Genomic DNA, 13,323 nt, shown 5'->3' with positions numbered 1-13,323 from the left:
TAGTGACTATCAACAAAGAGTTAATTCCCTCGCTACACGACCGCAGTTTTTGAAACCACCAGAACAAACAGCACAATCCCCACCTAACCAATCTATAACTCCATCACTCTCCACTACTCCTTCTACAATAGACATTACTAATAGTACAAAAACCGAACCTCTAGGTGTAGAGAAGCCCCCGACAGTTACTATTGATGATTTGAGAAATTGGTACAATGCCGCAGATAAGTTAGGGAAGTCGGAGAATTACAAAAAACGCATTGTAGAAGTTGCAAATGGGTTTAAAGCTGGTGAGCAATTATCAGCCGAAGCGTTTACAGTAATGAATCAAGATACATCTAAGCTTGAAGCCATCAGTCGGCTGACTCAAATTGCTCAAAGGATTGGCATGGTTTGGGGTAAGCCTAATGAAAATGGCACTCAAGTTCAAGGAAAGATTTATGACTTGGCTTTCAATACCCAGCAGAGGGATTTAACTATTTTACAGAAAAATGGAGAGGTAATTTTAAACTTGCAATCTGGTCAGGTGCAGACTAATAAAGTAACTCCACAAATATTGCAAACTTTTGAGGATGCTAATACTCAAATTGATAAAATACTAGCTAAATCTCAAACACAACAAGTAGACTTACAAAGATAGATTTATCCTAAAATAGCCTTTTGAAGCGTTTAATTATTGTGGCAATACAGTAATGTACAGTATTTGGCTTTTGATTATAAATCTGTTATTTATCTATGAAATTAAACCTAGAGTGGTAAAACTTGCTAGAGTAGATTTTTCATGATTGAAATACGCGTAAATAGGTAAACCAAATTTTTCAATAATAACGAATTTACTACGTTTAAGTTTTTGCTCTAGTTAGTTTTGCCACGCTAGAATTAAACACACGGCGTTGAGATGGATATTTATCAAATAGGTATTGAGCCTAAGATAATTTTGAAGAGATCGGTAAAAGTGGAAAATTGAAGTCCAAGTTACAGTTTGGTAAGGTTGAGATGAATCAAGCTGAACAATTGCAAGATCGGTATGTCAAAGTCGGCTCTGTAAATACCCGATATTGGCAAGCGGGAGATTCAGGCAGCACGGTCATTTTGCTTCATGGTGGTGGCGGTTACATTGAGTTGTGGAAGTACAATATCCAAGAATTAGCCAAAGATCATCGCGTTTATGCGTTTGATATGGTGGGTGCAGGTCGATCCGATAAACCCGATGCTGCTCATTACACCTTTGACTTCATGGCTCAGTTCACGCGAGATTTCATGAAGGTTTTAGAGATACCCAAGGCAAATTTGATTGGAACTTCTGCCGGCGGTGGAGTAGCACTCACTTTAACGTTGAACTTCCCACAATTAGTTGATCGACTAATTCTGGTTGGCAGTGCGGGTCTAGGGAAAGACCTTAATTTTCTGCTTCGAGTGACCACAATTCCTGGTTTAGCTAAGTTGTTTAGTTCACCAAGCAAATCAGGTGTAGCGATGTTGTGTAAACAGGCAGTGTACGACTCAAAACTAATCACTGATGAAATTGTCGAAGAGTTTTATCAAATGGCAACGCTTCCTGGAGCAGCAGAAGCAACATTAAATCTAGGTCGTTCAAACTTTAATATCTGGGGGCAATTCTATCAGTCAATTGCTGAGAAATTGCATACTATCGAGGTTCCGACCCTAATTATTTGGGGCAGACAAGATCCGATGGTTCCTGTAACCCATGCTCAGAATGCCGTTAAAATTATTTCTAATGCTCAGTTGGAGATTATTGAAGAGTGCGGTCATTGGAGTCCGATTGAGCATCCACAAAAATTTAATCAGCTAGTTCTAGAGTTTCTATCGTGATTTTTGAATTGGTTAACGGTTGCCAGCCAGCTAACAAGTCGATGAGCCGTGTTGCGCCGACGAACTCGTTGCTGCTGTCGCTCAACTCTTGCGGTGCGCTTGACGGGGCAATAGCTTACTGGTGAGTCAGCCTAGTTTATCAAAACCCCACCCAGCACTCCGAAGAACGCCGCCTAATTGCAACGAGTTCTTAAAATCTTCTTAAATATTAAGATCAGTTTTATTGTTAAGGAAATACCTGTAGAACCCTCTACCTTGTTTTACACAAAATTAGAAAAGCAATCTCTTAGCCAAATGCCAAATGCTAGGGAATTTTGGTTAGGAACAAAGCGACTATCCCCAAATGTTGATGTTACTACTGGCAATAGTGTTTCAGCAATTTTGATTAAGAAGCAAGGGAACTTTCCTGATTTCTGGAATAAAGATACTTCCTTTATTGAAACAATGGAAGAACTGTATCAGCGAGTCAAAGCCAAAAATCAAAACTTAATTTAGAAAATGACTCAAACCTCAAGTGCCGCATCACACTCGGACATCCCCTTGCTAGTTGAAATGATGACAGAGTTCTATGCTGAGTCTAACTATCTATTGGATTCTCAGTGGGCAACCAAGAGCTTTACAACGATTCTTGATCGTCCCGATCTGGGGTTTATTTGGTTATTGCGTCAGAGCGGATATCCCGCAGGTTATCTGGTGCTGACGATTCGCTTCAGTATGGAATACGGTGGTCTGGACGCATTCATTGATGACCTGTTTGTGCGGGAGCAGTATCGACGCTACGGAGTCGCCAGTCATGGACTCTCACTGCTGTTAGCCGAGTGCCGTCGCCGCGATGTTCGCGCTTTGCACGTAGAAGTTGCACCAAACAACGTGGCTGCCAATGCTACATACGCAAAATTTGGCATGGCATTACGTCGCGATTGTCGTCAAACGCTTACTGTTGAGCTAGACTCGTGAGTCGATACAAATGACATTAATTTTCTTCTTGAAGCTTTGCAAGTAAATGCTGCACTTGTTCTAGGGTTAACCCTGTTACTCTTGTAATTGCTTCAACAGTCATCCCCTCGCGGAGTAAATTCACAGCTACCTTTTCCAAAGCTTTTTGAGCGCCTTCCTGTTGCCAACTGGTTACAATCTCCATAATTTCCTCCTGCTCATCTAATCCCATTGTACTGATTGCCGCTTGAAAGACCTGTTTCTCAGTATCGTCGAGCCGCAAATAAGTATCAACGAACCCAGAAATTAGTTGCATCCTTGCTGGGTCTAATTTTAACGTTGCCAGCAGACGCAAACATTCTGCCTTCACCTGTGGACGTTCGTCTGTTGGAATATTCATCTTTGACATCAAAGCTGCGGCCACCGGATTTGACTGCGTTAAAAAATCGCGCCAATTTAAACGATTTAACTGGATTGCTACAAACTGAAACTCCAGCACTTTTAAGTCGCTAAAGGTGACACTATAATTTTGAGGTTCGGCGCGTTTGGGTTCATCAAAAGAAAAAATCACCACTGGGTAGATAGGGAGATCATATTTTTCATGCAAACGGGCAAAATACTTAAACATCCGCTTTGCAAAAGCTGTTTCAGTGTAAGACTGGTTTTCAACGTGAATTAGAAAACAAGTATCTTGCTGCTGGAAGCGGCATTGCACCAGTAAATCAATTTCCTTCTTTTCGCCAGAAGTGACATCAGTAAAAACTTCTTGGGGTAAAAATTGGATAGAATCACGGTCTATTTGGCTGACTACTTGAGGCAGGAATAAATCAAGAAATTCCACAAAAAACGTAGATAATAATTCTTTGAAAAGGCGGTCGTGGTCAATCATAATATTTATCTTTAACTTTCATAACAATCATCCTATTTTCAGGTTAAGATTTTTACTAAAGCTCAGTATTGCATATACTAAATATCTCTGCAATCCACTAGAATAAAGAGATGATAATCTGATTTATGTATATTAGCTATTAAAACAGACTGCATGAGATACAAGCTATGAAATTATCAGACTTATCAGCAGAAAGCCTAGAAAAAATTAAGGCAGTTAGATGGGATAGGATTATTGAAAAACATGAAGGGCCAGAGGATTGGGAATCAGTTCTCAGATATGAACAGCCAGAATTTTTGTCAGTTCAAGGATGTCCGATATTATTACCTGTAGATAAATCACATCATCCTAATATCACCATAATCCGGTGTATCTGGAGTATGGATAACAACTCTGTAACTGTTTTTCTGTCTGATACTACCTATGAAGATGATCCTTTTTTCTCTGGATTTATGGCGGTATGCGATCGCTTGAAGGGAGAGGAATTTTTTTTAGCAGTTTTATACCATGAATGGTTTATTATTGAAAGAGCAGGAGTTTTTGAATAATCCTGTTACGTTAGTATTTTCAAATATTATTCAAGAATAATTATTTTACTATCTAATTAACTCTGACAACATTTGCTCAAGAATATCTTCCATAATTGACTCGTCCGTGGAGCGTAAAGAAAGTGGGCCATCAAGAAATTCTTGAATAATGATTTTCTTTTCTTTAAAGCCTTTAACAAAATCTCGAATATCAGAAATAACGCTAATTTGATTGTCAATTGTTTCTACCATATCAGTCATAGCGTCAATACCTTTCTGTGCGCTTTTTCTTGATCTGTTTGAGTAGTGATTGATGTTGTTTTTCTAGAAACTCTAAGCGGATATGTAATTGAGACAGAGCTAGCGGAGTTACTTTAATTGATTGCGATGGAACTGTAGTTTTTCGAGGCATGAAACACGTCTATAAGTTTAAAGTTTAAAATAGAACTGTCGCATTACTTAGGGAATGCGAAAAAAGACACATCTTGGACTGCCATAATTGCTAGGCGTATTCTGGTTTAATCGCGGATTTTAAAAGTCATTATCCGTAAAGGGAACTATGGATGGTAAAAACTTTTGAAAAGAAGGGTAAAATTGTAATCTTGCTTCATAGTCATCTGTTTGTGATATTTCTAGCTCGATTGTTTGCTGATTTTTTTCATCAAAAAGCAATTGGATTTGATAATTTTTCCAGAATTGCTCACCTAGTTCATCTTCTAAATCGAAAAGCCGTTCTTCATCACCCCATATATTTGACCAAAGTCCGATCCTATTAGCGCGAAAATGATTTTGACCTGTTGTATCTGCAATTACAAAATATGCTTCGACATTTAAATCAAATCCCAAATCATCGGCTTCTGTCTCTGCTATTTGACAGTTAACCACTATTAAGGTATCGGGGTTAACGTTTACTACCTGTTCTTGACGCTTTAATAATTCTTGTAGCACGAAATCAGGCAACAACTGGGAACTCTCCTCAAGGGCTTGTTTTTGAGTTTCTGGCGAGTAACGGCTTTTTAACTCTTGCGTGATTAAAGTTAAAATATCTTCACTAGCTAAATTGACAACTATCTTTTTATCTGTGGGATTAAGGAAACTTCCAACATTCAGATTAATGTGTTTTTTAATTGGCATAATTCTCTAAAATCCTTTTGAACAGTTCATACTCATCTACAAATAAAGCGAAGGCAAGGAAAAATATTACCTTAGCTTCAGTGATCCGTTTTTATCAAGACGTACTTCCGAGTAATTGCATCCTTAAACTCATAATTATAAATGACTGTGATTTGAGAGCCTATTATGTTCATCCGCTAATATTTAAAAATGCCACAGTGCTTGACCAATTAACGGATTGGTTAAGTAAGTAACGAACAAATAAATTTTTAATAATATTTATTTCCTCACTTGTCAAATTTGCAGCTAGACGCTCGGCATAACTTGGTCGATTAGGATTAGCAGTAAATAAACGCTTGATAAAATTATCAGAGATGTGCATAGGTGTCAAATACTGCTCAAGAACTACTTGTACGCAGTGTCCATTTGAGGCAAAAGTGTGATGCAAATCGTCAGCATCCCAGTTAAGCATGGGGTCAGAGGCATCTGTATAAATAGCTTCTTCCGCTAAAACTAATCGCTCATACAATTGAGTATCGAGATTTTGGCTGGGCAGTAAGCGGTAAAACCTTTGGGTATGACGAGGTACTGTCTCAGCTAAAATAAGCTTGGCTGAGTGGGGGAGCAATTGAGTTAAAATTTGAGCAGCAAGTCCCTTATCCGATTCCGAGGCTAGTACATTGCGCCCGATAATAGAGTCAAACTGTACATTTGGTGCAAGAGATGCCAGCATAGCAGGTATCTGTGCAACAGATGCAGTAAAAACTATTGGTCGCATTGTTTCAGGAAGTGCCGCAGTAAGTTCATTTAAAGCATTGGTATCAGAGCTATTGCGAACACAGGCATAAACCCCACCTTCAGGAACTTGTCGAATTGCTTCCCAAGTAAGTAAACCAGTGGCGGCATTTAGATCCAATACTAAGTGATGACGTTGTAATTGGGCGAAAGTGAAAATGCGTTCGCGCACAGATGCTAATTGTGTACTTACCTGAGAAAGTGTGCGTTGCAACCAACGCTCATCTACTCGGTCAGCAGTTCCATAAGTCATTACTTCCATTGGTGCAACACCAATACCTTCTACTATTGCAGCAAGTTGAGCTTCTCGATGACGTGCCACTTGTGTTGCGATTTGATGTTCATAACCTTGGGTTGATGGTTGATAAAACAATTGACCTTGCAAGCTCTTGGGTAAATATTGCTGTTCTACCCAATGATCTCGGTAAGCGTGAGGATAGAGATAACCAGCCCCATGCCCAAAACCTTTTTTATCCCGATTGGCATCTTTAAGGTGAGTAGGGACTTCTGCAACATTTTCATTTTCTACTGCGGCGAAAGCATCAAAAAAGCCCATAATGCTATTGGATTTTGGTGCAGTCGCTAAATAAAGTACTGCCTGTGCTAAATGATAACGTCCTTCTGGCATTCCCACGCGGTCAAAAGCTTCGGCACAGGCATTTGTAACGACAATTGCTTGTGGATCAGCCAATCCGACATCTTCGCTTGCAAGAATTAACATCCGACGGAAGATGAAGCGCGGGTCTTCACCGGCATAAACCATTTTGGCCAGCCAATAGAGTGCTGCATCTGGGTCAGAACCTCGTAAGCTCTTAATAAAAGCACTAATGGTATCAAAATGGGCATCCCCTTCTTTGTCGTATAAAACAGCACGTTGTTGAATTGATTCTTCTGCCACTGCTAGGGGAATATGAATAACACCTGTAGTATCGGGGGGTGTAGTCTCTACAGCCAGTTGCAAAGCATTCAATAACGAACGAGCATCACCATTGGCAACATTAACTAGATGAGCTAAAGCATCTGTGTCAATTTGTACTATTAACTTGCCATAACCGCGTTCTGAATCGAAGAGTGTTTGCTCAACAATTTTGTATAAATCTTTATCAGTTAATTGCTGAAGTTGAAAAATCCGCGAACGGCTGACAAGTGCCTTATTGACTTCAAAAAAAGGATTTTCGGTGGTAGCACCAATGAGAATGATTGTACCATTCTCTACCCAAGGCAATAGAGCATCTTGCTGAGACTTGTTAAAACGATGGACTTCATCGACAAAAAGAATAGTTCGTTGATTATGGAACTTACGCTGTTGTTGGGCTATTTCAATTGCCGCTCGAATTTCTTTGACTCCTGAGAGTACGGCATTGATAGGAATGAAGTGAGCGCGGGTGCTGTTGGCAATAACACGGGCTAAAGTAGTTTTGCCAGTCCCTGGTGGCCCAGAAAAGATTAAGGAAGACAGTTGATCTAAATTCATAGCACGCCGCAGTAGCCTTCCTTGCCCAATAATATGGTCTTGACCAATAAATTCATCAAGTGTTCGTGGACGCATCCGAGCCGCCAGAGGTGCTGATTCATCAGTTATTTTTGCAAGATGCTGGTCAAATAAATCCATTATTAAATACGTCTTCAGAAGTGGAGTTTTTCAAGGCATAAAATATGTGCGTATGCTTTTTCAAGGTAAAAAATTATAACGGCAATTAATATCTAAAAAGAAATTACTTTACGATGTCGTTATCAGCGCTGAAATCAGAACTGATGATTTTTGGTTTTGACTCGCTGATACAGTTCTTCCATTGTTTCAATAAAGGAAGCATCATTGTGCCAGAAATCAGGAAAATCCCCTTGTTTCTTAATCAAAATTGCACAGATACTACTTGGAGTCGCCACTTCAATAGTTTGTGGTAATCGCTTTGTACCTAACCAAAATTCTCTGGCATTTGGCATTTGGTTAAGAGATTGCTTTTCTAGCTTAGTGTACAGCGAATTAGAAAGTTCTAAAGGAATTTCCTTAGTATTCAATTCCTCAGATAGAGCTTTTCCCAAAGGAGAATTAGCTAGTTTGGCTTGAAGTTCTGCTTTCGATAATCCCCGTAATTCAAATAACAACCAGGGATTATTATCTAATTGAGAAGCCACTAAATAGTAAACTCCAGCAATGTGCTTACAGGGATTAGCATAATCTGGACAAGAGCATTTAGTTTTGAAATCCTTACTACTATGGGGCAATAAATGTAGTCCCAAATGAGAGAAAGTATCTTCAATATTTTCTGGGACTTCATTTAGCAGCAATCGAGAAATGATACTGGCTTTAGAAGAAAGCTTTTGGATAGCTTCATTCCAATGGGTTTTAGCAATAGGTGTAATCTGAATCTCTATATTATAAGTTGGTTCTTTGTAGACTCCAAAATAGGGATTAACTGAGCCTCTGACTTTGGCAGTAATTTTATTTAAGTCAATCTCAAAGCTTTTGACTTTACCACCGCTAGCATAAGACCGTCCTCTTTTGAGTCGGTTATCATCTGTAAAAGCTTCTAGTGCTTGAATAAAGCGATCGCCCCACCAAGTTCGACTAAATTTAGCCATAATATCTACTCCAAAATTGCACTCTTATTCAATGAAATCAACCGCTTAAAGGCTTCATTATCTAATTCGGTGAGCCAAGATTCATCGCTACCAACAACAGCATTAGAAAGTTTTTTCTTATCTTCAATCATTTGGTCAATTCTCTCTTCTAGAGTTCCAATGGCAACAAATTTATGCACAAAGACATTCTTTTTTTGACCAATACGGAAAGCACGGTCAGTTGCTTGGTCTTCAACTGTTGGGTTCCACCAACGGTCAAAGTGAAAGACATGGTTGGCTTTCGTGAGGGTGATACCTACGCCCCCTGCTTTCAAGGAAAGGATAAAAACCGATGGTTCTGTATTTGGGTCTTGAAATTCGGTAATCATTTGTTCTCGACGTGGGCGACTAGTGCCACCATGCAAATAGTAAGTATTGCAATGCAGACTGTGTTTGAGATGTTTTTCAATCTTTTCACCCACTTCCGTAAATTGACTAAAAATCAGTAAACTTTCTCCTTCATCAACAGCCTCCTCAACCATCTCTGATAACCGACTGAGTTTGTGCGAACGCATCGGTGAAAATTCGCTCCCATCTTGCAGAAATTGGGCTGGATGATTACAAATCTGCTTCAATTTCATCAGGGTTGAAAGAATTAATCCTTTGCGTTGAATTCCCTCTGCTGATTGCAATTGTTTTTCCACATCTAGTACCACCACTTCATAAAGCGATGCTTGCTCTTTGGTCAGGTTAGTGTAGAGTTTTTGTTCCACTTTATCTGGCAAGTCATTAATAATAGATTGGTCAGTTTTTAACCTTCGCAGAATTAGAGGTTCTACCAGTTTTTTCAAGGTGGCAGATTTTACGCGGTCATTGTCTTTTTGAATCGGAATCTCGAAGATTTTCCGAAACTGGGCTTCTTTACCCAAGTAACCAGGATTTAGAAAATTAAAAATTGACCACAAATCCAGTAAGCGGTTTTCTACAGGAGTTCCTGTTAATGCCAGCCGATGTTTAGCTCTTAATTTTAAAATAGCTTTAGTTTGGGCAGCTTTCGGATTTTTAATATTTTGTGCCTCATCCAGTACTAAACGTTGCCACTCGATGCTGCTCAATAACTTTTCATCTTTGCGGACTAGAGTAAAGGAGCTAATTATCACATCGTTTTGTTCACAAGCAGCTTTGAAATCAGCTAGATTTTGTAGCCTAGTGCTACCATGATGCACCATAGTTTTTAAATGAGGTGCAAATTTGGCAATTTCCTTCTGCCAGTTGCCAACAACAGAAGTCGGAGCAATTAATAGTGTGGGCAGGGCAGATAAAGAAGTAATTTTTCCTCCTACTTTCAGAGCTTCATGTAACTCCTTCTCTTGCACTAATCGGGCAATCACCTGCACGGATTTACCTAAACCCATATCATCTGCCAAACAGCCATTTAATCCCAAGTTTTCCAGATATTGTAGCCAGGAAACACCACGCTTTTGATATTCTCGGAGTGTGCCTTGCAGATTATCAAGTTCAGAAATTGGTTCTAGGCGACTTTTATCTTGTAGCTTTGCTATCATCTCTGACAAAGCTTCGTCATGTTCAATTTCCCATTCTGACCCCAATTCAGCACTGCGTTGTAGAAACTCCAGTAAGGTCATCTGGGGTTGTTCGTTACCGTGGGACTGCCAAAATTCGAGTAACTGCTGCATTTTATCCCGGTCTAATTCCATCCATTGACCGCGAAAATGCACTAGGGGAGTTTTAGCATTAATCAGTTGTTCCCATTCAATAGGTGTGACAGTTTGCTCCCCAATCGCTAACTCATACTGATACTCCACCAGTGAGTCTAAGCCAAAATAGCTTTTTGTTTCCCCTTTCGTTGCAGCAAGTTTGCTACCCGATGCTTTGAGGCGAATTTTGGCGCGACGACGACCTGCCGGAGTATACCAAGCAGGTACAATTACTTTGAATCCTGAGTCTTCCAGTACCCAAGCACTTTCAGTAAGGAAGTCAAATGCTTCATCTAAGGTAAGTTGCATTGCTGTTGGCTTATCTGTCTCCAACCCAAGCCAGAGTTTGGGATACATCCTGGCTGCATAACCCAGATTCAGCAGCAAATTTGTTTCAAAATCTTTACCAAAATCTTTATGTACAGCAGTTTTGGAAAATTGATTCATTGTCCAGTAGTCTGCTAACGCTAACTTCAAGGATGGATCTTGTTTACTCGCTACTAGAAATTGAATTTGCCAATTGTCTATTTGTTCATTATCAGGAGAATGTAACTGGAAGCATAGATGAAAAGGTGAATCAGCTTGAGTACGAGTAATTTTGGTTTTCCATACCAACCATTGCTGATATTCCTCAAGGGCAGTATTTGTTGTGAGTGGGTTATGCTGACGAGGATAAAAGCAAGATTCAATTAGAGAATCAGCAATTTGTTTGTCAAAAGCGGCTGTAGATGGGGTGTGAGTTACTAAATCATCAAGTACATATTCGGAAAAGTGACGCAATAGTGTTTCTTGATCAAAAAACTCAATAGGATAGCTAACTGTTGCTTTACCTGCCACACATATTAGTGGCATATAGTCAATATATTTAAGAATATTTGCTTCATATTGTTCGGAAATAATTTCCCAGGTGGCATAAATTTCAAATGCTGCTTTAGCAGTCTTTTTTTTGCCTTTTTTGTGGGGATTTTCCGTTGATAAATGTCGATACTTCAGTGCGGGAATAAATTGGTCTTTGAGGATTACTTGTTTAAAACTTTGAGTGTAATTATACCAAAATAATAAATCTGAACCAATTTGAAACTTCTGGGCATTATATATTGCTAAAAAATGGATATCTTTAAGTAGTTTAATAATATTAAGTGCGGTGACGTTTTTGGTAGACACTACTGTTTCATAAGAATCTACCTGCCAATATTGGAATTCTTCATAGCTATCAGTCAACTCAATTTCTAAATACTTGGTTAATTCTGGTGAAGGTAGGGGCTGATTATTGGTGGTTGGTAAGGCAAAGTATTTAGGAGATATGCGTTGGGAAAATTTAGTATTGTCTTCTTTAATTCCCAATTCTTCTACTAAAAAGGCGATTAATTCGGATTCTACCAAGTGTCCAGGATGAATTTGTTGACTATTGGTGTGGCTTTTTTGGGATAATTGAGTTTCTACCCACAAGTAAAAAGACCCTGACTGGATAAAGTCAGTTTCCTCGTTTGGTATCCAGGTGCCATGAAGTATTCTCATTGTTGTGATGTCTCTGGATTCTTCGGAAATTCGCGCGCCTTAGAATTACTTTAGCAAACAGAGGTGCTAGAATTATCTCCTTTATGCAAAAGAAAGCGATGACGCTATCGTGCGATCGCTTGATTTACGCACTATAGAGGCAGCAGTCCCATACTTCCCTTACAACTCAAAATCAAGAATGAAGGTTTGGTCATCAGAATTCTCTTGCTTTTCAATAATAGATGGCTCTTCAGTCGGCGGCTGAAGTCTGTTCTTGTCAGTAGTAATCGGCGTAAAAGCTACTTGTTGTGTGGCTAATCCAGCCTTGATGAAAACAAAATAGCAATCAATAATGAAGTAAAGCGTCTCCAGGTAACTTTTACCTAGTTGTTGGGACTCTGCAAATATGCGTTCTCGGTAGTTTTCTTTAAGCCGAATTTTTATGGGAGCTAAGTCAAATTTTTCTGTCATTGCGATCACTTAATAGATGTAGTAGGCGAATTCTTGCTGCTGATGGCTTTTGCCATTTCTAAAAGTCCAAAGACATTAGCTTCCACTGGGTTGTCCAGTATTTTGAACCCGTTCTTCTCTAAAAGCTTCTTAAATCCAGGTAACAGGCAACCTCCACCAATCGCCCAAATTTCATCCCCCTGGTGTTTAGCATCAAGCGTCAGATTCACCACTTTCTTCAAGTATTTTTCATACCAATCTTTCAAACAAGCGCTGTATATATCTTTGATATCGATGTCACGGCTGTACTTGGTATGTCCCATTTCTAGACAAAATCGGATAATGGATGGATCTCCGATTTTTCCGCCATTTAAATGTTTCATTTTTTGGGAGATATCATCGATGAGAACTTCTACACCGATGGGGTAAGCAGTGTGAACTTCTCGTTGACCCCGGTTGTAACGAGAATATAGGGTTGTTCCATTACCAAAGTCTAAAATGGTTAATTTTTTCGGGAGTGGATGCCCAAATAATGCACCCATTCCCTCTAGTACAACTTTCAGCACTTCTACTTTTACTTCTGATTGTTTGCCAGCAAGTATTGGCTGATATTCTCCATTGAGTACTTTTTGTAGTTCTTCAGCCAGAGCAACATCATGTAAACTGACGACTAATTTTAAGTGCCAAGCCTTACGGTGTGGCAGATGTGCCAACGCACCGAACAAAGTCAATAATGCGTTATTGACTTTATTTTCATTATTGTCTGTGTTGCGGTCAAAATAATTTCCTGTACGGTAAGCTGACTCTCCAACTGTGTAAGCACTACCGTTAAAAACTACACGTCCTGGAACATCTTCCATTTCTGCTGTGGAAATATAGGGACTTCCAAAGAATAAATTATTCCAAGAAAAACAAGAGACAGGTTTTCTCAAGAATGATAATCATTTTAAGGGGGGAGAAAAGGGGTTGCCGAGGGCAACCCCTTTTCTCCCCCTCATCTATG

General features: G+C 39.4%; 10 protein-coding genes and 4 pseudogenes. 5 read left to right on the top strand and 9 right to left on the bottom strand.

Features of this window, described 5'->3' with window-relative positions:
• The 4 genes and pseudogenes from IQ274_RS35070 to IQ274_RS35055 all read left to right on the top strand — a co-directional run.
• Positions 1 to 640: pseudogene (locus IQ274_RS35070) on the top strand (hypothetical protein); the annotation flags it as partial.
• Positions 641 to 996: 356 nt separating this feature from the next.
• Positions 997 to 1,833 carry an alpha/beta fold hydrolase gene (locus IQ274_RS35065; RefSeq protein WP_194145085.1) on the top strand — a complete coding sequence of 279 codons (837 nt, stop codon included), beginning with the start codon at positions 997 to 999 and terminating at the stop codon, positions 1,831 to 1,833.
• Positions 1,834 to 2,061: 228 nt separating this feature from the next.
• Positions 2,062 to 2,328, top strand: a pseudogene (locus IQ274_RS35060) (hypothetical protein); the annotation flags it as partial.
• A 3-nt stretch (positions 2,329 to 2,331) separates the two neighbouring features.
• A complete protein-coding gene (locus tag IQ274_RS35055; RefSeq protein ID WP_194145082.1) occupies positions 2,332 to 2,790 on the top strand; it encodes a GNAT family N-acetyltransferase in 459 nt (152 codons plus the stop codon).
• Positions 2,791 to 2,806: 16 nt separating this feature from the next.
• Here the strand turns inward: IQ274_RS35055 and IQ274_RS35050 are convergent, their stop codons facing one another.
• Positions 2,807 to 3,658, bottom strand: a complete 852-nt coding sequence (locus IQ274_RS35050) for an Rpn family recombination-promoting nuclease/putative transposase (protein WP_194145081.1) — start codon at positions 3,656 to 3,658, stop codon at positions 2,807 to 2,809.
• A 167-nt stretch (positions 3,659 to 3,825) separates the two neighbouring features.
• On the opposite strand from IQ274_RS35050, the gene IQ274_RS35045 reads away from it, so the two are divergent.
• Positions 3,826 to 4,206 carry a hypothetical protein gene (locus IQ274_RS35045; RefSeq protein ID WP_104910156.1) on the top strand — a complete coding sequence of 127 codons (381 nt, stop codon included), beginning with the start codon at positions 3,826 to 3,828 and terminating at the stop codon, positions 4,204 to 4,206.
• A 48-nt stretch (positions 4,207 to 4,254) separates the two neighbouring features.
• Here IQ274_RS35045 and IQ274_RS35040 read toward each other — a convergent pair whose 3' ends face one another.
• The 8 genes and pseudogenes from IQ274_RS35040 to IQ274_RS35010 form a co-directional block, all read right to left on the bottom strand.
• Positions 4,255 to 4,446 (bottom strand): hypothetical protein, encoded by a 192-nt coding sequence (locus IQ274_RS35040; protein ID WP_194145080.1) that lies wholly within the window; start codon positions 4,444 to 4,446, stop codon positions 4,255 to 4,257.
• A gap of 13 nt (positions 4,447 to 4,459) precedes the next feature.
• Positions 4,460 to 4,597, bottom strand: a pseudogene (locus IQ274_RS38200) (molecular chaperone DnaJ); the annotation flags it as partial.
• 119 nt (positions 4,598 to 4,716) lie between these two features.
• Positions 4,717 to 5,319: a hypothetical protein gene (locus IQ274_RS35035; RefSeq protein WP_228058606.1), complete on the bottom strand. Its 603-nt coding sequence runs from the start codon at positions 5,317 to 5,319 to the stop codon at positions 4,717 to 4,719.
• 169 nt (positions 5,320 to 5,488) lie between these two features.
• Positions 5,489 to 7,705 (bottom strand): AAA family ATPase, encoded by a 2,217-nt coding sequence (locus IQ274_RS35030; protein ID WP_194145079.1) that lies wholly within the window; start codon positions 7,703 to 7,705, stop codon positions 5,489 to 5,491.
• 134 nt (positions 7,706 to 7,839) lie between these two features.
• Positions 7,840 to 8,676: an SWIM zinc finger family protein gene (locus IQ274_RS35025; protein WP_194145078.1), complete on the bottom strand. Its 837-nt coding sequence runs from the start codon at positions 8,674 to 8,676 to the stop codon at positions 7,840 to 7,842.
• Between the two features lie 5 nt (positions 8,677 to 8,681).
• Entirely contained in the window at positions 8,682 to 11,891 is a 3,210-nt protein-coding gene (locus IQ274_RS35020) for a DEAD/DEAH box helicase (RefSeq protein ID WP_194145077.1), read from the bottom strand.
• Between the two features lie 159 nt (positions 11,892 to 12,050).
• Positions 12,051 to 12,341, bottom strand: a complete 291-nt coding sequence (locus IQ274_RS35015; protein ID WP_194145076.1) for a hypothetical protein — start codon at positions 12,339 to 12,341, stop codon at positions 12,051 to 12,053.
• A 5-nt stretch (positions 12,342 to 12,346) separates the two neighbouring features.
• Positions 12,347 to 13,198, bottom strand: a pseudogene (locus IQ274_RS35010) (ParM/StbA family protein); the annotation flags it as partial.
• Between the last annotated feature and the right edge of the window lie 125 nt (positions 13,199 to 13,323).

This window comes from Nostoc sp. LEGE 12447 (genome assembly GCF_015206985.1).
Taxonomy (GTDB): domain Bacteria; phylum Cyanobacteriota; class Cyanobacteriia; order Cyanobacteriales; family Nostocaceae; genus Nostoc.
This window is presented reverse-complemented; position numbering and strand designations above follow the sequence as displayed.

Excerpts from the sequence above, each read along its gene's own strand:
- IQ274_RS35065 (WP_194145085.1), top strand. The coding sequence starts at position 997 with ATGAATCAAGCTGAACAATTGCAAGATCGGTATGTCAAAGTCGGCTCT.
- IQ274_RS35055 (WP_194145082.1), top strand. The coding sequence starts at position 2,332 with ATGACTCAAACCTCAAGTGCCGCATCACACTCGGACATCCCCTTGCTA.
- IQ274_RS35050 (WP_194145081.1), bottom strand. The coding sequence starts at position 3,658 with ATGATTGACCACGACCGCCTTTTCAAAGAATTATTATCTACGTTTTTT.
- IQ274_RS35045 (WP_104910156.1), top strand. The coding sequence starts at position 3,826 with ATGAAATTATCAGACTTATCAGCAGAAAGCCTAGAAAAAATTAAGGCA.
- IQ274_RS35040 (WP_194145080.1), bottom strand. The coding sequence starts at position 4,446 with ATGACTGATATGGTAGAAACAATTGACAATCAAATTAGCGTTATTTCT.
- IQ274_RS35035 (WP_228058606.1), bottom strand. The coding sequence starts at position 5,319 with ATGCCAATTAAAAAACACATTAATCTGAATGTTGGAAGTTTCCTTAAT.
- IQ274_RS35030 (WP_194145079.1), bottom strand. The coding sequence starts at position 7,705 with ATGGATTTATTTGACCAGCATCTTGCAAAAATAACTGATGAATCAGCA.
- IQ274_RS35025 (WP_194145078.1), bottom strand. The coding sequence starts at position 8,676 with ATGGCTAAATTTAGTCGAACTTGGTGGGGCGATCGCTTTATTCAAGCA.
- IQ274_RS35020 (WP_194145077.1), bottom strand. The coding sequence starts at position 11,891 with ATGAGAATACTTCATGGCACCTGGATACCAAACGAGGAAACTGACTTT.
- IQ274_RS35015 (WP_194145076.1), bottom strand. The coding sequence starts at position 12,341 with ATGACAGAAAAATTTGACTTAGCTCCCATAAAAATTCGGCTTAAAGAA.